Origin of the sequence: Mucilaginibacter sp. SG538B (assembly GCF_013376065.1) — a bacterium.
Lineage (GTDB): Bacteria > Bacteroidota > Bacteroidia > Sphingobacteriales > Sphingobacteriaceae > Mucilaginibacter > Mucilaginibacter rubeus.
Genome location: NZ_JABMJI010000002.1, coordinates 1360744 through 1382005, shown reverse-complemented (window position 1 = coordinate 1382005; position 21262 = coordinate 1360744). Strand labels below are relative to the sequence as shown.

General features: G+C 43.7%; 18 protein-coding genes, 1 tRNA gene and 1 riboswitch. Of the genes, 12 read left to right on the top strand and 7 right to left on the bottom strand.

Annotated elements, in window-relative coordinates; translation table 11 throughout:
* Nucleotides 1-53: 53 nt before the first annotated feature.
* Nucleotides 54-386: a DUF6249 domain-containing protein gene (locus FHW88_RS15530; RefSeq protein WP_176626601.1), complete on the bottom strand. Its 333-nt coding sequence runs from the start codon at nt 384-386 to the stop codon at nt 54-56.
* Between the two features lie 124 nt (nt 387-510).
* On the opposite strand from FHW88_RS15530, the gene FHW88_RS15525 reads away from it, so the two are divergent.
* Entirely contained in the window at nt 511-1068 is a 558-nt protein-coding gene (locus tag FHW88_RS15525; protein ID WP_176626599.1) for an RNA polymerase sigma factor, read from the top strand.
* Nucleotides 1065-1478, top strand: a complete 414-nt coding sequence (locus FHW88_RS15520) for a hypothetical protein (protein WP_090533718.1) — start codon at nt 1065-1067, stop codon at nt 1476-1478. The genes FHW88_RS15525 and FHW88_RS15520 overlap by 4 nt, the downstream gene beginning before the upstream one ends.
* A 189-nt stretch (nt 1479-1667) precedes the next feature.
* Here the strand turns inward: FHW88_RS15520 and FHW88_RS15515 are convergent, their stop codons facing one another.
* From FHW88_RS15515 to FHW88_RS15500, 4 genes are all read right to left on the bottom strand, one after another.
* Entirely contained in the window at nt 1668-2258 is a 591-nt protein-coding gene (locus FHW88_RS15515; RefSeq protein ID WP_175490099.1) for a C40 family peptidase, read from the bottom strand.
* A 368-nt stretch (nt 2259-2626) separates the two neighbouring features.
* Nucleotides 2627-3652: a macro domain-containing protein gene (locus tag FHW88_RS15510; protein WP_176626597.1), complete on the bottom strand. Its 1026-nt coding sequence runs from the start codon at nt 3650-3652 to the stop codon at nt 2627-2629.
* Nucleotides 3649-4230, bottom strand: a complete 582-nt coding sequence (locus tag FHW88_RS15505) for a DarT ssDNA thymidine ADP-ribosyltransferase family protein (RefSeq protein WP_176626595.1) — start codon at nt 4228-4230, stop codon at nt 3649-3651. The genes FHW88_RS15510 and FHW88_RS15505 overlap by 4 nt, the downstream gene beginning before the upstream one ends.
* A gap of 90 nt (nt 4231-4320) precedes the next feature.
* A tRNA-Met gene (locus FHW88_RS15500) sits at nt 4321-4393 on the bottom strand.
* Between the two features lie 149 nt (nt 4394-4542).
* Here FHW88_RS15500 and era point away from each other — a divergent pair.
* The 4 genes from era to FHW88_RS15480 all read left to right on the top strand — a co-directional run bounded on the left by era (nt 4543) and on the right by FHW88_RS15480 (nt 8847).
* Nucleotides 4543-5418 carry a GTPase Era gene (gene era / locus FHW88_RS15495; protein WP_090533711.1) on the top strand — a complete coding sequence of 292 codons (876 nt, stop codon included), beginning with the start codon at nt 4543-4545 and terminating at the stop codon, nt 5416-5418.
* 161 nt (nt 5419-5579) lie between these two features.
* Nucleotides 5580-6881 (top strand): ribosome biogenesis GTPase Der, encoded by a 1302-nt coding sequence (der, locus tag FHW88_RS15490; protein WP_176626593.1) that lies wholly within the window; start codon nt 5580-5582, stop codon nt 6879-6881.
* Nucleotides 6882-7112: 231 nt separating this feature from the next.
* Nucleotides 7113-7784 (top strand): hypothetical protein, encoded by a 672-nt coding sequence (locus FHW88_RS15485; RefSeq protein WP_176626592.1) that lies wholly within the window; start codon nt 7113-7115, stop codon nt 7782-7784.
* Between the two features lie 133 nt (nt 7785-7917).
* Nucleotides 7918-8847, top strand: a complete 930-nt coding sequence (locus tag FHW88_RS15480) for an NAD(P)/FAD-dependent oxidoreductase (protein ID WP_176626590.1) — start codon at nt 7918-7920, stop codon at nt 8845-8847.
* 168 nt (nt 8848-9015) lie between these two features.
* Here FHW88_RS15480 and FHW88_RS15475 read toward each other — a convergent pair whose 3' ends face one another.
* On the bottom strand, nt 9016-10602 hold the full coding sequence (locus FHW88_RS15475; RefSeq protein WP_176626587.1) for a S41 family peptidase: 1587 nt from the start codon (nt 10600-10602) through the stop codon (nt 9016-9018).
* A gap of 108 nt (nt 10603-10710) precedes the next feature.
* Here FHW88_RS15475 and murQ point away from each other — a divergent pair, with 108 nt between their 5' ends.
* The 6 genes from murQ (at nt 10711) to FHW88_RS15445 (ending at nt 19189) form a co-directional block, all read left to right on the top strand.
* Nucleotides 10711-11520 (top strand): N-acetylmuramic acid 6-phosphate etherase, encoded by an 810-nt coding sequence (gene murQ / locus FHW88_RS15470; protein WP_176626585.1) that lies wholly within the window; start codon nt 10711-10713, stop codon nt 11518-11520.
* 102 nt (nt 11521-11622) lie between these two features.
* Entirely contained in the window at nt 11623-12189 is a 567-nt protein-coding gene (locus FHW88_RS15465) for a hypothetical protein (RefSeq protein ID WP_176626583.1), read from the top strand.
* A 177-nt stretch (nt 12190-12366) separates the two neighbouring features.
* A complete protein-coding gene (locus FHW88_RS15460) occupies nt 12367-13098 on the top strand; it encodes a Bax inhibitor-1/YccA family protein (RefSeq protein ID WP_176626581.1) in 732 nt (243 codons plus the stop codon).
* A 133-nt stretch (nt 13099-13231) separates the two neighbouring features.
* Nucleotides 13232-13341, top strand: a riboswitch (SAM riboswitch).
* A 204-nt stretch (nt 13342-13545) separates the two neighbouring features.
* Entirely contained in the window at nt 13546-17250 is a 3705-nt protein-coding gene (gene metH / locus FHW88_RS15455) for a methionine synthase (RefSeq protein WP_176626579.1), read from the top strand.
* A 227-nt stretch (nt 17251-17477) separates the two neighbouring features.
* On the top strand, nt 17478-18434 hold the full coding sequence (locus FHW88_RS15450) for a methylenetetrahydrofolate reductase (RefSeq protein WP_091173421.1): 957 nt from the start codon (nt 17478-17480) through the stop codon (nt 18432-18434).
* A 137-nt stretch (nt 18435-18571) separates the two neighbouring features.
* Nucleotides 18572-19189 (top strand): hypothetical protein, encoded by a 618-nt coding sequence (locus FHW88_RS15445; RefSeq protein WP_176626577.1) that lies wholly within the window; start codon nt 18572-18574, stop codon nt 19187-19189.
* 60 nt (nt 19190-19249) lie between these two features.
* Here the strand turns inward: FHW88_RS15445 and FHW88_RS15440 are convergent, their stop codons facing one another.
* On the bottom strand, nt 19250-21088 hold the full coding sequence (locus FHW88_RS15440; protein ID WP_176626575.1) for a hypothetical protein: 1839 nt from the start codon (nt 21086-21088) through the stop codon (nt 19250-19252).
* Nucleotides 21089-21262: the final 174 nt, after the last annotated feature.

The window sequence follows — 21262 nt, the reverse complement described above, 5'->3', positions numbered from 1 at the left end:
TGATGGTACAGGCGGCTAAACCGCCGCTTAGCACAATAAATCAGGCTGATTATTTAATCCTTACGGCGGCGAAGCAGCAGGTAATAGATTAGAAAGCCGGCTGAGATAAAGATCATTTCAACTCCGTAAGGAACGGGCGAATCTTCGGCACTGTAGGGAATGAATTGCATTACTATAAAACCTATACCGGCGCAAAGGAGGATGAGCCCCCATTTTAAGGCTTCGTTGCCTGAGTTTAACTGGGCCAGAAATTTCACGCTGTTCTCATCCAGCGGCCCCGATTTAATAATGCGTTTTTTCAGCATGTAATTATAAAGGGCAAGTATGAATATGGCAATCAGTATAAAGAATATTATGATTACGATGAATGGCATTAACTGTTTCATGATCTTGTTTGTTTAAGTATTTGCTACAGTAGTCAACACATGCGGTACCGCGGTTGCAATTATTTTAAAATATTTTTTATTCCTTTTTTGCAACCGCTAAACCTTATATATTGACTACTGTAATATGTTTAATGAACACGAGGTTGTATCCAGGATATTAAATAAAGATCTCCGGGCTTTTGAACTGCTGGTAAAGCAGTACGAAAAGCTGGTTTTCTTTGTGATAAACCGGCTGGTGCAAGACCAGCAAAACAAGGAGGATATATGCCAGGAAGTTTTCATTAAGATTCACCAAAACCTGCACCGGTTTGAGTTTCAGTCGAAACTGTCAACCTGGATAGCACGTATAGCCTATTTAACCGCTGTAAACTATTTAAAAAAGAATAAGAACAATTCCCCTGCCGAATATCCAGAAAATATTGATAATTATCATTTTACAGATGAAAACCCCGAACAGGAACTGATAAAAAAAAATACCGCAGCTTATGTTAACCTGCTTATTGAGCAAATGCCGCATCAATATAAAACAGTGTTAACGCTATACCACCTAAATGAGTTTTCATGTGCTGAGATCGAAGAGATCACGGGCATCCCGGAAGGAACAGTGAAAAGCCATCTTTTCAGGGCGCGGAAATTATTGAAAGAGAAAATTGAAAAAGACCTTAAGAAAGAAAATATATGAAAGAGCTGGATGACGACGAATTACAGGAACTATTGAACAGCGGCTTGGTTCCGGATAACAAAACACTTTCGGAAGAAGATAAGAACGACCTGCTCGCTTATCAAAACTTATTTACCGCACTGGGTACCGAGCCAAAAGAAGGCCTGCCTATGAGTTTTGCCGCTAACGTTAGGAGAAAACTGCAGGAGCAAATCAACCGTAAAAACGATCTGCGCTTTAACTTGTTGGCGCTTGGGATATTTGCAGCGGGTTTGGCCTTGGCCTATGGGTTGCTATCGATAATGAGCCCAGAAAGCGGTGATATGTTTTTAAATGCAATTATCAGCTTTAAATGGCTGTTATTAACACTGGTTGCAGGATTTGTGGGCTATCTTTTTATTGATCAGAGATTGGTAAACAGGAGTTATTAAGAACTGGGAAACGTAGAGATCATCATTGCGGATGAGGGTTAACACAAATCCAGAAACAAACTATCAAGTAACTGATAATCAATTAAATAAAACACAACAGGGGTTACACATCTCACAATGCGCAGAGCGGGCTTACATGTTTTGCAACCTGCAAACGGGAGACGCATGTGATGCGTCTCTACATTAAGATTAACGGGCTTCTTCTAACGTATCAGGAACAGCATCTTCGTCCTCTTCCTGTGGTTGAGGCTCTTCCTTAAACACACGGATGGTTTTAATATACCTGCGCTGGTAACGATCATTCATGGCGGTTTCAGTAACGCCATTTTCATCACCCGATGTAGAATGGATAAACACCAATGGTTCACCAGGTTGTGATATCACAATACCAATATGCCCTGCACTGTGGTAATTGTGACTGCGGGTTCCGGTAAACAAAATCAGATCGCCAAATTTGGCGTCTTTAATATCAATCCCCTTAACCGGCGCAAAATCCGATGAACTGCGGGGAATAGAGATGCCGAAATGAGTAAAAACATAATTAACAAAACCCGAGCAATCAAAACCTTTTTCCGGGTTGCTTGAACCATACCGATACCTGATGCCTTTCAGGGTTTGGGCAAATTCAACCAACTCGTCGGGCGTGGTTTCGCCAGTTTCATAATTGGCCACAACTTCGGCATAATGATGCCTCAACCTTGCATGGCTATGCAATTTTACCGTTTTATTTGCTTTATGTTTTTTTGATGCGTGAAATACGGCAGGCTTTGCCGGCTTCATAAGTGATAAACAAGCTACAAGGAGGAGTTTGGAACCAATTACAACATGCATGTTGTAATGATAGGTAAAAATTTCCACGGATAGTAATCAAAATGTAAAAAAGATGGTAGGGTACTAATACTATTATTTCATTTACTTCATCAAAACGTAAAATGGGTGTTAAAATAACAGCCATTTGAAAATTACGGCCGCCCCGTGGTAAAACATATTCGTTAAATAAGGCACCTATACTGGTAAGTAACCAGTCTGATCCTGAAAATTACCTGAAACCTGTAGTCGGGAGGCCTCAAATCTTTCGATTCAAGGCTTTCATTCTTCGTAGCGGGAGCAGGACTTGAACCTACGACCTTCGGGTTATCTCTTTATAGTTAATGCTCGTTTAATTCGAATCCAAGCAATGAATCGGCAATAATCCCTTTTGATTTTAATAAGAGAATTCCGCTTTCAATATCCGTCTTTGTAAATTTTGAAGCCTTTTCTTCTGACCACATTAAAAATTCCATTTGAAAATTTTCTATTCTCACTGCTTTTTTTTCAGTTAAAATAAATAAGATTGTCGATATAAGTTCTAACTCTTTGTCGGATTCGATATAATTAGATAAAGATAGAGATTGCAAAATTGGCTCTTCAAATCGTTCAAGTTTGCCGATTAAAGAATTACTAACCAAGGTGTTTTCTGCCGCTTGTAGGGCTTGTTCCGTTGTAAAATTAAAATACTGTTGATATTCTTTAATATCTCTGCTTAATATATCAATAGAGTGAGTATAAGGCCCATAGTTGTAAGCATTAAATTTAAAATATTGTTCTCCGCTAAATATATTGATAAAAAAGGCGGCCTTTTGAAGTCTTGTCTTATTAAATTTTCTTAAGCCCAGTTTTAGATGCATCAAAATTACATGAGACGCGTTCAGTTTAGGAATCTTTTTTGAGTTCGTAATTGAACTGATATTATTAGATGGTTCGTACAACGTGAAATCGAAATAACTCTCAAATGGCTCTACCGCTTCAGTAATAAGAGCCTTTACTTTAGTCCATTCTAACCCTCCATTACCGCAGCCCAAGGGAGGAAATGCTATCGATCTAACGTTTAGTTTTGGCAACATCGTAACTAACGTTTCAAGACCTTTTGATATGTAGGAATATTCGGATTTTTTCCGCCATTCTGCCTTAGTCGGGAAATTAATAATCAATTTTTCATTTTCAGTAAATGTCAAAATAGAGCCTATTTTAAATTTCCCAGACTTGCAGGCTTCCTCGTACCGTCTATTATTATTAGGATATTTAATCTTAAACTGATAAGCTATACCCTTGCCCATATAGCCTTCACAATTAACAGTGTTAACTATTGCGTCCGAGCTTGATTCAAGTATATTTCCTATTGTGTAATTTATCATTTTACAAAAAGTGCCGCATTAACGTTAACAAAAAACGCACTCTCTCCCAAAATTGAATCTCTCAACTTTTCGACTTTCTTATTAACTTCAATATTGGGAGTATATATGCAAAAAAAATCGGCGGGGTTTATGGTAATCGGAGATAAACATTCCGCCATACAAATTTCTCTACAAACATGACTACTATAGTCCCTTAAGTTCATTACATCCCAATTAATTGAATTAAAACCCTCCTCATACGGCAATGTTGTACAATTGGTTAAAGAAAGAGGGTGTTGTGTTAATATCCTAAATCCATTTCTATAAGCAAAAGTTCTTTTTATCGTTATAAACACAAAAGCCTTGCCAGTATGAGTGTTCTGAACGGCACCGTCAAATGGTGTTCCCCCAAAAAAATGAAAAGGTACAAGGCCATTTAGATCCATTGCTTCCCGATGATCGATAATTTTTTGTTCAGCAACATCATCGAAACTATTCAAATCATTCCTTGCAATCAAGCCATTTCGAAATATGCTTTCAATATTCTTGAAAGAGGTTAAATGGTATAATAACTTCCCTTCTTGCGGCGGCGTGGCCATAGACTTAGGTTCTTTTGGTAAAACTAATCTATGATTTTTTTTATAAAAAAAGCCTCAAATTTTTCAACTTGAGGCTTTTCATTTTCTTCGTAGCGGGAGCAGGACTCGAACCTACGACCTTCGGGTTATGAGCCCGACGAGCTACCAACTGCTCCATCCCGCACTGTATTTGTGCTATATATTTGAGATCCGGCCATAACCCCGGAAAGGTGCTTCCAATTATCAAAATGCAAATTTGCACTCCGTTTTAATTGGACTGCAAAGATATAATTCGTTTCTTTGCAGTCCAAATATATTTTTAATTATTTTTTTATGGCTCATCAGGCAGGTTTTGTAAGTATAATAGGTAAACCCAACGCAGGGAAATCAACCCTTATGAACGCGCTGGTGGGCGAAAAAATGTCCATCATCACCCCTAAAGCGCAGACTACACGCCACCGCATTTTGGGTATTGTGAATGACGAAAACTACCAGATCGTGTTTTCGGACACCCCTGGTGTTATCAAACCGCACTACGCCCTGCACGAAAGCATGATGCACCAGGTTGACGGCTCTATTGTTGATGCCGATCTTATTTTGCTGGTTACCGACATTTATGAGGAATATGATGAAGCAGACGTTCTTAAAAAATTGGAGCGTTCATCAGCGCCTCTTGCCGTACTCATCAACAAAATTGACCAAAGCGATGAAGAAACCGTAAAAAAGAAAGTTGAATTTTGGCAGGAAAAATTAAACCCTAAAGCCATCTTCGCCATATCGGCACTGCATGGCCACAACATCAAGGCCATTATGGATTTCGTGATCGAAAACCTGCCGGAGCATGCCGCTTATTACGAAAAAGATGCGTTAACTGACCGTAACGACCGCTTCTTCGCTTCAGAAATGATCCGCGAACAGGTGTTTAAGCAATACAAGAAAGAAATTCCGTACAGCACCGAGGTTATTGTAACCGCCTTTATTGAGGGCGAAAAGCTTTACCGCATCAGCGCCGAGATTATTGTGGAACGCGAATCGCAAAAGAACATCATCATAGGCAAGGGCGGCGAAATGTTAAAAATTACCGGCACCTATGCCCGCCGCGCCATGGAAGACTTTTTCCAACAAAAGGTTTTCCTGGAGATGTTTGTAAAAGTGATCCCCGACTGGCGTACCAAAAAGAATTACCTCAAACAATTCGGGTACGAATAGAAAGAACAGAATCAAGACTTTTAGAATCAAGATGCAGGATAATCCAACATCTTGATTTATCATTAATAAAAATTAAAAATTTCGTAGAAGCATTTGTTAAGTTAGATAGATTTGTATTCCTGAATCTTGATTTCTTGCATCCTGACTCTTAATAAAAAAGCATGAGTAACATAGTAGCCATTGTGGGCAGGCCCAACGTAGGCAAATCAACATTATATAACCGTTTAACCGAAAGCCGCAAGGCCATTGTTGATGACTTTAGCGGTGTCACGCGCGACAGGCATTACGGCGTTGCCGAATGGCTTAACCACAATTTTACTGTTATTGATACCGGCGGCTACGTTGCCAATTCCGACGATGTTTTTGAAACCGCCATTCGCGAACAGGTTGATATTGCCATTGAGGAAGCTTCAGTGATCCTTTTTGTTGTTGATGTTACAACCGGCATCACCGATCTGGACGATGAGATTGCCAACCGCCTGCGCAAAAGCAACAAACCTGTTTTTGTGGTAGTGAACAAGCTGGACAATAACAACCAGGTTGCCGATGCCATGGTGTTTTACAGCTTCGGCCTTGGCGAAATCTACAGCATTTCATCAATGACCGGCTCAGGTACCGGCGAATTGCTCGACGAAGTGGTAAAACACTTTGAAGACGAAGTACTGGAAGAAAACACCCGCCCTAAATATGCTATTGTCGGTCGCCCCAACGTGGGTAAATCATCTATCATTAACGCGCTTATCGGTAAAGACCGTAACATAGTTACCCCTATTGCCGGTACCACCCGCGATTCTATCCACATCCATTATAACCAGTATGGTCATGATTTTATGCTGATAGATACTGCCGGGATGCGTAAAAAAACCAAGGTTAAGGAAAACATTGAGTTTTACTCGGTAATGCGCACCATCAAAGCGCTGGAAGAAGCCGATGTAATTATCCTGATGATTGATGCGGTTGAAGGCTTTGAATCGCAGGACATCAATATCTTTCACCTGGCCGAAAAGAATAAAAAAGGCATAGTGATTGTGGTTAATAAATGGGACTTGATTGAAAAGAACAGCAAAACCATCAAAGTATTTGAAGAGCAGATCCGCGATAAGATAGCCCCTTTTACCGATGTGCCTATTGTATTTACCTCAGTTACCGAAAAGCAAAGGGTATTAAAGGTGATTGATGTAGCCAACCAGGTTTACCAGAACCGCGCCCGCAAGATCCCTACTTCAAAACTGAACGAGGTAATGCTGCCAATTATCGAAAACTACCCTCCGCCATCCATAAAAGGTAAATACGTTAAAATAAAATACATTACTCAAATTGCAGGTTCATCGCCCATGTTTGCGTTTTTCTGTAACCTGCCGCAATACGTTAAAGAACCTTACTACCGCTTTATCGAAAATAAACTCCGCGAAAATTTTGATTTTTCGGGCGCGCCGATACAGGTTTGGTTCAGGCAGAAGTAAGAACCTTGATTTTTAGGATTTGAGGATTACCTTGAATTTGGTCTATCAAATCCAGACTTACAAAGTTTCACCACCGCGTCATTGCGGGGAACGAAGCAATCTCCTATTTGAAGGTACGCCCTGCTTAGTCCGAGATTGCTTCGTTCCTCGCAATGACGTTTTTTACCCCCTGGTTGTTACGTTTCCATCTCCCTCTCCGTAATACTACTAAACCTCAATACTTTACACTTCATGAAAAAGTTTTACTGTTTAGTACTAATAGTACTGGCTGCTTTTACGGCATGCAAAAAAGGTGAGCTATCATCTGCCGGCGAAGAAGATAATGGCTGCATCAGTCGCGTTAAACGTGATTATAGCGACAGCAATAAAGTTGAGCTGGCAGCGGCCATTAAGCTCCTGCAAAAAAACAACATCCCGGTTAACGGCCTGGTGATATACAGGGTAATTTTAAATGATAGCATAAGCAATAATGGCCCGCTTAATATCTACCAGCATGTTATAGCTTATGAAGAAAGCAAAGGTTTGCCCATCTTTAATTCGGGAATAGGCTATCATTTTAGGAACGAGGTTTTTTCAACTACCATTGGCCGGCGCTATGGCACACTTAGCCTGAATACTACGGCAACGGCCCCGTTGCCCCAAATACGTAAAATTTTTATTGATGCTTTTAAAAAAGATGGCTATACCATTGATAACCATGTTAATGAATCATCATGCCTTAATGCGGAGTTCGGATATTATAACCTAACGCCGGACACGCCTGATCAGCCGCATTTTGCCAAAGTATGGAAGGTTACTTTTATAAATTACGATTATCCGGTGGCCTACATTCAGGATGATAACCGAAAACTATTATCCTATTTCAACGGATTATTAACACTGAACAAAATCAATAAAAAATAAAATACCGGCGCCCTATTGGCATTTTTTAGCCGGCCGGCCATTCTACTTTGTCAGTTCAAAAACACAAAATGCAACATGGTTGCATTTTGTGTTTTTGTCATTTACCTTTATCCATAATTAATCGCAATATCATATGAAGGATTTTGATGTGATCATTATCGGCGGTAGCAGCGCCGGTTTATCTGCAGGCATGGCTTTGGGCCGTGCCATGCGTAAAGTGTTAATTATTGATAGTGGCATGCCCTGCAACCGCCAAACGCCACATTCGCACAACTTTTTTACCCGCGATGGTCAAACTCCGCACGAGATTTTGACTATTGCCCGTGAACAAACTTTAAAATACCCAACTATCACACTGCTCCATAGTGAGGCAGCTCAATGTACACCAATAACTAAGGGCTTTGAGGTTAGTACAATATCCGGTGAAACATTCAGCGCAAAGAAAATTATCCTTGCTGCCGGTATTAAAGACCAAATGCCCGATATTCCCGGCTTCGCCGAATGCTGGGGAATATCGATTATTCATTGTCCCTATTGCCATGGTTATGAATACGGTTATCAGCCTACAGGCATATTTGCTAACGGCGAAATGGCTTTTGAGCTGACCAAACTTATTTCAAACTGGACAAAAGATCTCATTCTGTTCACTAACGGAAAATCAACTTTGACAGGAGATCAGCAATCCATTATCAGTCATAATAATATACAAATTATTGAGGGGGAAATAGCAGCGTTTGATCATCATGACGGCCAGATAACTACCATCCATTTGCAAAACGGCTCCGAAATAAAACTTAAGGCATTATATGCGAGGCTCCCATTTGTGCAACACAGTGATATTGCATTACAATTAGGCTGCTCATTTACCGATCAGGGCCATATCCAGGTTGATGCACAGCAAAAAACAACGGTACCCGGCGTTTATGCCGCCGGTGACAGTGCTTCAGGCATTCGCTCCATAGCCAACGCGGTTAACAGCGGCGGCATGGCAGGCGTTATGGCAAATTTGGAATTGATTAATGAGGTTTTCTGGTGGGAAAGAATTAGGATACGTAGAGCGTAAAAACTACTGTCATTTCGACGAACAAGCGCGGGGATCGCGCCACGCCCGTGAGGAGAAATCTTATACGCAGGCACAGCCATACAAGCATAATGTATAAGATTTCTCTTTCGCACCGGCGCTCATGCCCCTCACGGACTCACTTGAAATGACATTTTTTGTTTAGCCTCCTTACTGCTCCAACCCTTTTTTAAAGGTTACATCACCCGTGTTGATCACTTTAAAGTAGGCGTTATCACCCCATTTAAAGCGGGCCGCCTGGGCTTTCAGGATTGTTTTTATCGGCTCCCTGGAGATCTGTACTTCGTGCGAATCCATTTCTTTAATGGTTTGCGAGGCATACAGTATAAATTTATCGACCTCGTCATTACTAACAGCATATTGAGTTAAAAACTCAGCTTCAGTCGGGTATTTTTTAAGCAATTGCTGCTGGCGGTCAACAACGTAAGCGGTAAATAATTGCTGCTGGCTCAGGTCCTGGATAAGCGGGGTGAATTTGCTGGTATCCGCCGGTACAAAAACATCGGGCATAATGCCTCCGCCGCTAAAAACTTTACGCCCGCTTGAAGTATGGAATGATGGGGTGCCTTTAAAAACACTATCGTTAAGGTTGCTTTGTTCTGAAAAAAGTTCACCTTTTTGCATGCGCTGGGCAAGTTCATTGCGATAACTGTCAACCCCGTTTTTGTATGATTTCTGGATAGAGCGGCCCGAAGGGGTATAGTACCTGGCCACTGTTAAATTAACTGCCGAACCATCGTCAAAAGCAAACTGCTGCTGTACCAGGCCTTTACCAAATGATCGTCGACCAACAATAGTAGCCCTGTCAAGGTCCTGCAGGGCCCCTGCTAAAATCTCACTGGCCGAGGCCGAATATTCATCAATAAGCACGGTAAGTTTCCCTTTCTGAAACATGCCCGAATCGGTGGCAAAGTAATCAGTCCGGGGCTCGTGAATCCCTTTGGTATAAACTATCAGCTTTCCATCAGTTAAAAACTCATCGGCTAATGAAGTAGCAGCATTAAGGTACCCACCGCCATTGCCTCTCAGGTCGAGCAGCAATTTATTCATACCGTCAACTTTTAGCGCCGTTAAAGCCTTTCTGAAATCGAGGTCGGTAGTGGCCGAAAACTTGCTGATCTTGATATAGCCGGTGTTAGCATCGGCCATATAGGCAGCATCAACACTGCTCAGGTCAACATGCCCCCGTTTAACCGTAAGTATTTTTAAATCTTTGCTCAGCGGAGGCACAACACTCAGTTTTATTTCAGCATCCTTTTCGCCCCTGAAAACACTATTTATACGGGTGGCTGTTAGCTTGCTGCCCGAAAACTTTTTATCGTCGACATTGATCACCTTACTGCCCACCAGTAAGCCCGCTTTTTCGGCCGGACCGCCGGCATAAACCTGCGTAATGATCAGTGTATCACGAAGTAACTGGTATTCGATACCGATACCGTTAAAACCACCGTCTAACCGTTCATTGATGGATTGCGCCTGCTGCTGCGGTAAATAAAGCGAATGCGGATCAAGGTTTTGAAGCAGGTTATTTACCGACACGCCTTCAATACTATCGATATTAACGCTGTCAACATAGTTGCGGTCAACCAGTTGCAACACCTTTGCTATTTTACTATTGCTCACAAAGGAGAAGCCAAGGTTATGCGCGGCAAAATCCTTGTTAAGCACCTGGCCTATCATCACCCCTACCAGCAGCAGGATTATTGTCCGGAAAATTACACCCGCGGTCCTCTTCATAACTTATTACACACAAAGTTAATAATTGCAGGGTCAATAATTTTTACCCGCACCCTTGCATTTGATGATTTTTACCGAATTTTGTTATAAATTATTTGAAAATAGGCTATGGAAACCACCACCGAAAGGGAATCGCACTATAAAAACCTCGAAAAACAGACCGTAAGGGAAATTTTAGAAAACATTAATAACGAGGATAAAACGGTTCCGCTGGCTGTGGAAAAGGCATTGCCACAGATAGAAGCCCTGGCAACTATCACCGCAGAAAGGATGAAAAACGGCGGACGTTTATTTTACATAGGCGCCGGTACCAGTGGCCGTTTAGGCGTGGTTGACGCATCGGAATGCCCACCGACATTCGGTGTTCCGTTTGATATGGTGGTGGGCTTGATAGCAGGCGGCGATGGCGCGATCCGCAAAGCGGTAGAATTTGCTGAAGACGATGCTGTGCAGGCCTGGAAAGATCTGGAAGCTTTCGACATTAATGATAAAGACGTGGTTGTTGGCATAGCCGCTTCGGGCACTACACCGTATGTGATCGGCGGCTTAAAAACAGCTAATGAGCATAATTTAGTTACCGGCTGTATTGTTTGTAACAGCGGCAGTCCGGTAGCGGCTGTGGCACAGTACCCGGTTGAAGTAGTAACAGGCCCTGAGTTTTTAACAGGGTCAACCCGCATGAAAGCAGGCACGGCGCAAAAATTAGTTTTAAATATGCTAAGCACAACCGTAATGATCCAGCTTGGCCGCGTAAAAGGGAACAGGATGGTTGATATGCAATTGAGCAACCACAAATTGGTGAACAGGGGCACCCGCATGGTAATGGACGAAACCGGGCTGAACGAAGAAGAAGCAGCCGGGTTACTGAAACAATACGGCAGCGTACGAAGCGCTGTTGATCATTATAAAAAAAAATAAACTGAATTTGAAGATGTGTTGATTTGGAAATTTGAAGATGCTTGTATTCGATAAATTCTCAAATTCAAAAAATTCGGGTTCAGACAATTTGAAATCAAAAACATGCACGATATTGAACCATATTACCGCTGGAGAGATGATTACGTGGCATCGGAAGATGAGTTTTCGCCTTTTTATGCGACAGAATACAGCGAATTTGAATTTGACAAGCAGGTATACAATTACCTGCTGCACCCACAATGGGACTCATTCGGCTCCAATACCCTTTATTTAAAAGTACTTTTTGCCGATTATGATAAAGGCTATACCATCATTGAGCTGATAGGCGAATGGAATGATGCCATCAATAACGACATTATGCTGCTGAAGCGTGAGCTGCTCGACCTGATGATAGATAATGGCATCAGTCATTTTATCCTGATCGGCGAAAACGTACTCAACTTTCATTCAAGCGATGATTGCTATTACGAAGAGTGGTTCCAGGACGTGGAAGACGGCTGGATAGCAGGCATCAACTTCCGCGAACACGTGATAGACGAATTTAAACACAGCAATATCGACTATTACATCAATTTTGGCGGCGAACTCGATAGCCTTGGCTGGCGCACCCTGAAACCCATACAGGTTTTCAAAAAGGTTGAAGAGCAGTTGATGCGCCGTTTGAATTGAGGGTTACAGAGTCAAGAAGCAGGAAGAACAGAAATCAAGACTGCAAGAATCAAGAGTCAAGAGACAAGACATTTCGGAAAACTTTCCTGTTTCTTGACTCTTGATTCTTGCAGTCTTGCTTCTTCATGCTGTATTCACCTTTTATTTATATATTCGTACTATAATTTTTAACACAAAATGGAATTTAAAGAATCTAAATACAACTTCGATAATGTAATCGAAGTTAGGGATCAATCAGAAGTTGCTTCACGCAGGTTTATGGCCGGCGTTTTCAGCTGGATGTTCGTTGCGCTTGGCGTATCAGCAATAACAGTTTATCTATTTTTAAATATGGGCCTGATCAGTCTGATCGTTGCACCAACAGGCGGCCTTACGGGTTTTGGCTATTTTGCGCTGTTTTCGCCACTGGCGTTTTCATTGGTAATGCAATTTGGCTATAACCGAATCTCTTATCCGGTATTGGTGCTGCTTTTCGTAGCTTATGCAACACTTATTGGCATCAGCTTAAGTTTGATATTTCTGATCTACACATCTGCATCAATATTGGGTGTTTTCATTACCGCATCAGTAACTTTCGGTATTATGGGCATTGCCGGTTATACTACCCAGATGGATTTAACAAAGTTTGGTTCAATCATGTACATCCTGTTCATTGGGATTTTTGTAGCTTCATTAGCTAACTTCTTTATGCACAGCGAACAAATGAGTTACATCATCAGCTACATAGGCATAGCTGTATTTACTGGTTTAACTGCCTACTATATGCAAATGTTAAAACGCATTGGAGCAGGTATTGAATACGGTGATGCAAGCTCGAAAAAACTGGCCCTGATGGGTGCGCTAACATTGTACATCACACTGATCAACCTGTTTTTTATGCTCCTCCGTTTATTCGGCAGAAGAAGATAATCTCATTAAGAAATTCAATCATAAAGCTGCCTCCGCAAAAGGCGGCTTTTTTTGTTTAACAATGTGGCTTAGGCATGATATTTAGCGTATGTTATATACTTGCAAATGATAACTTTATTGCGCAACTTTGCACTGCTTATGGAGAAAGACGGAGGGATTAGACCCTGCGATGTCTTAGCAACCTGTGCTTCACAAGGTGCTACATTCTACCAGGCAGCAATTACGCGCCCGGACAGATAAGCGAAAGTCATAACAACACCCGACTTTTCGAGATAAGCTGTATTTAGATTTGAGATATTAGACGTGAGATTTGAGATAGCTTCGGCTCTTTCAATCGCCTGTTTAATGTCTTTTTATCAGATATATGAGGTGAAAGACATGATGTTTTAGCAAGGTTCTCTCCGCTAAAATCTCACGTCTCAAATCTCATATCTCACATCTCAAAAAATGGACATTAGAAAAGAATTACAGAAACGCATACTGGTGATTGACGGAGCAATGGGTACCATGATTCAAAGGTACCAGCTTACCGAGAAGGATTTTCGTGGCGAGCGTTTTCGCGATCATCATAGCGACCTGCAGGGCAATAACGACCTGCTCAATATCACGCGCCCTGATATTATCAAAGCCATCCATGCCGAATACCTGGATGCCGGTGCGGATATCATTGAAACTAACACTTTCAGCACACAGGTAATTTCCCTTGCCGATTATCACCTGGAAGAACTGGCTTATGAACTAAGCTACGAAGGTGCGCGTATAGCCCGCGAAGTAGCCGACGAATATACCCGGCATAACCCCGAAAAACCGCGCTTTGTTGCCGGTGCCATCGGGCCAACAAACCGCACTGCGTCTTTGTCGCCAGATGTAAACGATCCGGGATACCGCGCCGTTACGTTTGATGACCTGGCCGAAGCTTACTATGACCAGGTACGGGGTTTGGTTGACGGTGGTTCGCACCTGTTGTTGGTTGAAACCATATTTGATACCCTTAATGCCAAAGCTGCGCTGTTTGCCATAAAACGTTATGAGCAGGAATGTAAAGCTGCAGGTAAGGATTTTCCCGCTTTCAGGGATTCGGGCGGTATCATGATCTCAGGTACTATTACCGATGCTTCAGGCCGTACCCTTTCCGGGCAAACTGTCGAAGCTTTCTGGAACTCGATAAGCCATGCCAACCTGCTATCGGTAGGCCTAAACTGCGCTTTGGGTGCCCGGGAAATGCGCCCGCACCTTGCCGAACTTTCTGAAAAAGCAGGCGTATTTATTTCGGCCTATCCAAACGCCGGCTTACCCAACGAGTTTGGCCAGTACGACGAAACTCCGCATGAAACCGCTCACCAGGTTGATGATTTTATCAAAGCCGGCCTGGTTAATATTGTTGGTGGCTGCTGCGGTACCACACCCGAGCATATTAAGTGCATTGCCGATAAGGCTGCCAAATATCCGCCCCGCCCTATCCCTCAAATTGAGCCGGATATGCGCCTGAGCGGCCTGGAAGCGGTCACCATTAAACCCGAAAGCATTTTTGTAAACGTGGGCGAACGCACCAACATTACCGGTTCCCCTAAGTTTTCCAAATTGATCCTTGCCGAAGATTATGAGGCAGCTCTAAGTGTTGCCCTGCAACAGGTGGAAGGCGGCGCGCAGGTCATCGATATTAACATGGATGAGGGCATGATTGATTCGGAGGCTGTGATGGTAAAATTCCTGAACCTGGTTGCTTCTGAACCGGATATAGCCAAACTGCCTATTATGATCGACTCATCCAAATGGACAGTGATCGAGGCCGGTTTGAAATGCGTACAGGGTAAAGGTATCGTGAACTCCATCTCCCTGAAAGAGGGTGAAGAAAAGTTTAAAGAGCATGCCCGGAAAATCTTAAGCTATGGTGCCGCCACCGTTGTAATGGCCTTTGACGAAACCGGTCAGGCTGATTCATTGGAGCGCCGGATCGAGATCTGTAAACGATCATATGAGATCCTGGTGAACGAAGTAGGATTCCCGCCGCAGGATATCATTTTCGATCCGAACATCCTAACAGTTGCTACCGGCCTGGAAGAACATAATAACTACGCGGTAGATTTTATTGAGGCCACCCGTTGGATCAAGCAAAACCTGCCGCACGCTAAAGTGAGCGGCGGTGTAAGTAACATTTCGTTCTCGTTCAGGGGTAATAATACCGTGCGCGAGGCCATGCACTCGGCATTCCTGTACCATGCCATTAAAGCCGGTATGGATATGGGGATTGTAAACGCCGGCATGCTGGAGGTTTACGAGGAGATTCCGAAAAACCTTTTAGAACTGGTAGAAGATGTACTCCTTAACCGCCGCCCGGATGCTACCGAGCGCCTGGTGGAATTTGCCGACACCATCAAAAGCAAAGGAAAAGAAGTTGTACGCGACGAAGAATGGCGCAAAGGCACCGTTCAGGAGCGCCTCTCCCACTCGCTGGTAAAAGGCATTGTTGAATACCTTGACGACGATGTGGAGGAAGCCCGCCAGGCCTACAGCAAACCACTTGAGGTTATTGAAGGTCCGTTGATGGATGGTATGAACATCGTAGGCGACTTGTTCGGTGCCGGCAAGATGTTTTTACCACAAGTGGTAAAATCAGCCCGTGTAATGAAAAAGGCGGTGGCTTACCTGCTACCTTTTATCGAAGAAGAAAAAAAGAACAATGTAAATGCCGATCAGCGTGCCAACGCCGGTAAGGTGTTAATGGCCACCGTAAAAGGCGACGTACATGATATTGGTAAAAATATAGTTGGTGTGGTATTAGCCTGTAATAACTTCGAGGTGATAGACCTTGGGGTGATGGTGCCCGCGCAACGCATTATTGAAGAGGCTAAAAAGCAAAACGTTGATATCATTGGGTTAAGTGGTTTAATCACCCCATCGCTTGATGAAATGGTGCATTTTGCCAAGGAAATGGAACGCGAAGGTTTTACTATTCCGCTAATCATTGGTGGTGCTACAACGTCGCGCATTCACGCTGCCGTAAAAGTGGCGCCGCAATACTCCGGGGCTGTCATTCACGTTTTGGATGCTTCGCGCAGCGTTACCGTTTGCAGCAATCTAATGAGCAAGGACAACCGGGATGCCTATATCCAGAGCATTAAAGACGAATACGCCAAAGCCCGCGAGGCACATGCCAATAAAAAATCGGACAAGCGTTTCGTAACAATCGAAGAAGCCCGTGCCGGTAAATTCCAGATTAGCCTGGATGGCGATGTGGCGCCGAAACCCGCATTTACAGGCACCAAAGTATTTGAGAATTTCCCGCTGGAAGAGTTGCTGCCTTATATCGACTGGACGCCATTTTTCCACACCTGGGAACTTCGCGGCAGCTATCCGAAGATCTTTGACGATAAGTTTGTAGGCGTTGAAGCCAAAAAACTATTTGATGATGCGCAGGTATTGATGAAACGTATTGTTGACCAGAAACTGTTCACCGCGAAAGGTGTAATTGGCTTCTGGCCGGCCAATGCCGTAGGTGATGATATTGAATTATATACCGATGAAAGTCGCACAACAGTTTTAAATCGCATCCATACCTTACGCCAGCAGGCCGAAAAGGTAAAGAACGATCCGTACTATGCATTGTCGGATTTTATCGCGCCAAAAGAAAGCGGTGTGCCTGATTACTTCGGCGGCTTTGCGGTAACAACCGGTTTGGGTTGTGATGAATTGGTTGCTGAGTTTGAGGCCGATCATGACGACTATAACAGCATCATGGCCAAAGCCCTTGCCGACCGCCTTGCCGAAGCCTTCGCCGAAAAAATGCACGAGTTGGTACGTAAGGAATACTGGGGCTATGCCAAAGGCGAACAGCTAAGCAATGCCGACCTTATTAAGGAAGAATACCAGGGCATCCGTCCGGCACCGGGTTATCCGGCCTGCCCGGACCATACCGAAAAAACCACCTTGTTTGAATTACTAAAAGCAGAAGACAACGCAAACATGCACCTAACCGAAAGCCTGGCCATGCTGCCGGCCGCATCGGTAAGCGGTTTCTACTTCGCACATCCGCAGGCAAGATATTTCGGCTTGGGTAAAATCAGTAAGGATCAGGTTGAGGATTATGCTATCCGTAAACAAATGCCATTGGAGGATGTGGAAAGATGGCTAGGGCCGAATATTAATTATTAGCCCCCCTGCCCCCTAAAGGGGGAGTAAGGGAAGAAACGACAAAGCGAGGGCTTGTGCGGTTCCCCTCTTGAGAGGGGTGGAGGGTGTGTTAACAAAGCGATAATAAACGCCGCATAACACACCCCTGCCAACACACAAATCCACCGCGCCCCCTCTCGAGAGGGGAACTTGAATTGTAATTATAAAACTTAAATAAAAATTCCCCCTTTAGGGGGGGTAGGGGTCAAATGAAAATACCTGAACATATAGCAAACGCCAACGGCAAAACACTTTTTTCTTTTGAACTGATCCCGCCTTTAAAGGGGCAGAGCATCCAGGGCATTTATAATGCTATTGATCCGCTGATGGAGTTTAAACCTCCGTTTATTGATGTTACTACCCTGCGCGAGGACTTTATTTACAAGCAGCACCCAAGTGGCCTGCTCGAAAAATTATCGTACCGCAAACGCCCGGGCACTATTGCCATCTGCGCGGCTATCATGAACAGGTATAAGGTTGATACCGTGCCCCACCTGCTTTGTGGCGGCTTTACCAAAGACGAAACCGAGAACGCCCTTATAGAATTAGAGTTTTTAGGTATCGAAAACGTACTGGTATTGCGTGGCGATGCGCGCCTTGGCGATTCATCATTTGTACCTACGCCTAATGGCCATTGTTATGCTACCGATTTGCTGCAGCAGGTAGTAAACCTTAACAACGGTATTTATTTGCATGAGGACCATGGCAATACAGCCAAAACAAACTTTTGTATTGGCGTAGCCGGTTATCCCGAAAAGCATTTTGAAGCCCCGAACCTTAAAACCGACTTTAAATACCTGAAGCAAAAGGTAGAAATGGGTGCACAGTTCATTGTAACCCAGATGTTTTTTGATATTGGTAAATACAAGGAGTTTGTAAACGGCTGCCGGGCCAATGGTATCAATGTGCCTATTATTCCGGGGCTGAAACCGATCACATCATCAAAACAATTGGTTACGCTGTCAAAGACATTCCATATTGATATCCCGGAAGATTTGAGTGATGCCATCCATGCCTGCGCCACCGAAAAGGATGTTAAAGAAGTAGGTATTGAATGGATGATCAATCAATGTAAAGAGTTGATTGCCTTTGGCGCGCCAGTGCTGCATTTTTATACCATGAGCAACGCCGGGCCTACTAAACGTATTGCTGAAGCGATATTTTAAAGTTGCATCCTCACCCTTCACAAAATCGTCATTGCGAGGTACGAAGCAATCCCCAACCTACAGAGTGACTATGCAAGTCGTCCCTATACAGTAGGGGATTGCTTCGTTCCTCGCAATGACGTGGTGATTATATATAAATGACAGGCGATCAATTACTAAAAATAAAACGCTATTTTTATTTTAGTAATAAACTGCCTATGGATACCTTTAGTCACATCAAGGCTGTTATCAGCATTACATTGGGGCTTAGCATTACCCACCTGCTTAAAGGGGCGGCCAAGCAAATTCAGCACCCCGGCCGGGATAAACCTTATTGGGTGCATAACCTGTGGGCGCTTTACGTGTTTATATTGCTGCTGCACTTTTGGTGGTGGGAGATTAGCCTGCACGAAATAAAGCACTGGCTTTTTGCCGAGTACTTTTTCATCATTATCTACATTGTTACTTATTACAGCGTCTGTGCATTGCTCTATCCTGATGATTTAAAAGACTATCAGGACTACAAAGACTACTTTTACTCACGCCGGAAATGGATCTTCAGCATTTTGGGGGCCAGCTATCTGCTTGATATCATAGATACCGAAATAAAGGGGCCAAGCTATGTACATCACTATAACATCGAGTACCCAATCCGCAATATCAGTCATTTTATATTATGTATGATAGCCATTAAAGTAGAGAACCGCAACTTTCACGCGGCATTGGTGATCGTGTTCCTTTTGTACGAGGCCTCGTACATCCTGAGATTATTTTAACGGTTAAAATGAGAGGGCGCCGACATGCAACGGCACCCTCTTCCCCCGTTCACATGCAGGTTACTTGCAAAAGATAACCTGGTTCGTTTTTCCCCAGTCGTTACTTTCGCCGGTGGTTAATTTGCGATAGGTTGTCAGGGTTAGGCTATAGGCGCATGAGGGCCATGCGCTAAAAGGAGGAGTTAAAACAAATGGTGACGGCGAGGCCATGTCAAATTTCTTAGCGTCTCCGCGCGGAGTTGTGCCACTGGGCAGACCGCTGACCGTACCCGTAGCGTTTGACCATACACCCAGCGACCAGCTGGCAATCAGTTCATGATCAACTGTGTAATCGGCATGGGCGGTTCCGCTTACCGGAGTGCAGCCGCTGCCTCCGCCGGCAAAAAGCTCTTCCAGTTTAAGCAAGCTTACTTCGTTCCAGTTATTCACATAGATTTTGCCAATAAGCGATTGGGTGTTGAGATTTGGCGAAGTGGCATTAGCCGGATCGTCAGTAGTTTGAAATTGGATGTATAACATTCTGCCGTTTTTCTGATCTGCCACAGGCACAGCTAAACCAGGCGTTAACCCGGCGCTGGCATCGCCGCCGCCGATGATGGTAGTTGTGTTTAAGTAAAACAACGAGCCATAAAAGCCATTATCAAGCGCGGGTTGGTCAACCCGTACCCAGCCGTTAACATCCGGGTGCAGCACATGATCCGGGATTGGGTTAGGATAATTATCTGCCGGAACGCTATCGGGCACAGAAGCAGGTTTATTGATATCGATCACTACATCCTGAAAGGCAGTTGTACCATTCCAGATGATTTGCCGGGTGGCAACTTTTAAGGCTGTCGCTTCCATTTGGGCGGTAGTTACCGGGCTGAAGTTCACGTTATCGGTAGAAAATAAAAAGCGGTAATAAAGCGGGCTGGCCGGCGCGGTGGGCACTTTCTTGGTGGCGTAGCCCCCCAGCTTAACCGAACCAAAGAAACCGTAACCTGTGCCACCCGCTCCAAATTTGCTGATGAGGGTTTTACCGCTGCCGTCGATATCAGATGTAATGCTGAAATTCCCTACCGAAGTAAACCATGGCGTATCGCTGGTAATGATGCCGCCGCCTTTAATACACAGCTTTACGCAGAAACAGTTATTGGCGTTGTGCCTGTCGTTTTGGCGGCCGCGGGTGCGGTCTTCCGCTAACAATACAGTGCCAGATGAGCTTTCAACTCTGAAATAATAATCAGGTCCGGCAGGCCATTCTACATTAAGCCATGGCAATAAGGTTTTCCTAAAATTATCGCCGGGATATATAATAGTGAATTTTCCATTGTTATCGGTATAAGCATTGCCCAAATAGTCGTCTTGCAGCAGGTCTACGTCATAAGCAAAAACCTTAACACCGGGGATTGGCTTTTGGGTTTCACAATCGTTTACATAACCGCAAACTACCCAAATGTCCAATAAGGTAAGGATGCGGCAAAACCATTTGGCATCTATTTTATAATCAAATCTTGCGTATTGGACATTTTCCTGGCTGCTTTTATACAGGGGTTGCAGTGTAGTAATGTGGAACTGTAATGCCGGGCCTTTTTTAGGCAGGGGAATTTTGAAAGGTACGTTGCCGCAATACCAGTCTACATCAATACTGCCGCCTTCATAGCCTGATTTGCCGCCATCGATTTCTATAGTAAAATCGCCGTTTTCCTGCACATCGGCCTGGGTGATGAACAGCCGTTCCTTGGCTTTCAGTTCTTCATCATTTACCTGGTGAAAGGTTTGTTTAGGATCGGCTACAGCAAGCCGGGTTTCATTTTGCTGATCGGAAGGGCGATAAACTTTTACCGATGTACCCGCAACGGGCAGTTCGCAGTCTGAGCATAATAAACCGCGAAGGTTCCCTTTAATAATGTAGTTCATAAGTTTTTGATTAGTATTTGTACCGGCTTACTCTTTAAACTGGATTTTCAGCATACTCCACCGCAAGCAGGCTGATGTCCAGCTCATTTGCTGTGTCAAAGTTTGGGTAAAACGGCTGCGCAATCAACGTTGCCAGTACGCTATTATAGCCTGTGCTTGTACGTGATATAAAAG

Coding starts and splice junctions, on each gene's coding strand:
- FHW88_RS15530 (WP_176626601.1), bottom strand. CDS start 386: ATGAAACAGTTAATGCCATTCATCGTAATCATAATATTCTTTATACTG.
- FHW88_RS15525 (WP_176626599.1), top strand. CDS start 511: ATGTTTAATGAACACGAGGTTGTATCCAGGATATTAAATAAAGATCTC.
- FHW88_RS15520 (WP_090533718.1), top strand. CDS start 1,065: ATGAAAGAGCTGGATGACGACGAATTACAGGAACTATTGAACAGCGGC.
- FHW88_RS15515 (WP_175490099.1), bottom strand. CDS start 2,258: ATGAAGCCGGCAAAGCCTGCCGTATTTCACGCATCAAAAAAACATAAA.
- FHW88_RS15510 (WP_176626597.1), bottom strand. CDS start 3,652: ATGATAAATTACACAATAGGAAATATACTTGAATCAAGCTCGGACGCA.
- FHW88_RS15505 (WP_176626595.1), bottom strand. CDS start 4,230: ATGGCCACGCCGCCGCAAGAAGGGAAGTTATTATACCATTTAACCTCT.
- era (WP_090533711.1), top strand. CDS start 4,543: ATGGCTCATCAGGCAGGTTTTGTAAGTATAATAGGTAAACCCAACGCA.
- der (WP_176626593.1), top strand. CDS start 5,580: ATGAGTAACATAGTAGCCATTGTGGGCAGGCCCAACGTAGGCAAATCA.
- FHW88_RS15485 (WP_176626592.1), top strand. CDS start 7,113: ATGAAAAAGTTTTACTGTTTAGTACTAATAGTACTGGCTGCTTTTACG.
- FHW88_RS15480 (WP_176626590.1), top strand. CDS start 7,918: ATGAAGGATTTTGATGTGATCATTATCGGCGGTAGCAGCGCCGGTTTA.
- FHW88_RS15475 (WP_176626587.1), bottom strand. CDS start 10,602: ATGAAGAGGACCGCGGGTGTAATTTTCCGGACAATAATCCTGCTGCTG.
- murQ (WP_176626585.1), top strand. CDS start 10,711: ATGGAAACCACCACCGAAAGGGAATCGCACTATAAAAACCTCGAAAAA.
- FHW88_RS15465 (WP_176626583.1), top strand. CDS start 11,623: ATGCACGATATTGAACCATATTACCGCTGGAGAGATGATTACGTGGCA.
- FHW88_RS15460 (WP_176626581.1), top strand. CDS start 12,367: ATGGAATTTAAAGAATCTAAATACAACTTCGATAATGTAATCGAAGTT.
- metH (WP_176626579.1), top strand. CDS start 13,546: ATGGACATTAGAAAAGAATTACAGAAACGCATACTGGTGATTGACGGA.
- FHW88_RS15450 (WP_091173421.1), top strand. CDS start 17,478: ATGAAAATACCTGAACATATAGCAAACGCCAACGGCAAAACACTTTTT.
- FHW88_RS15445 (WP_176626577.1), top strand. CDS start 18,572: ATGACAGGCGATCAATTACTAAAAATAAAACGCTATTTTTATTTTAGT.
- FHW88_RS15440 (WP_176626575.1), bottom strand. CDS start 21,088: ATGAACTACATTATTAAAGGGAACCTTCGCGGTTTATTATGCTCAGAC.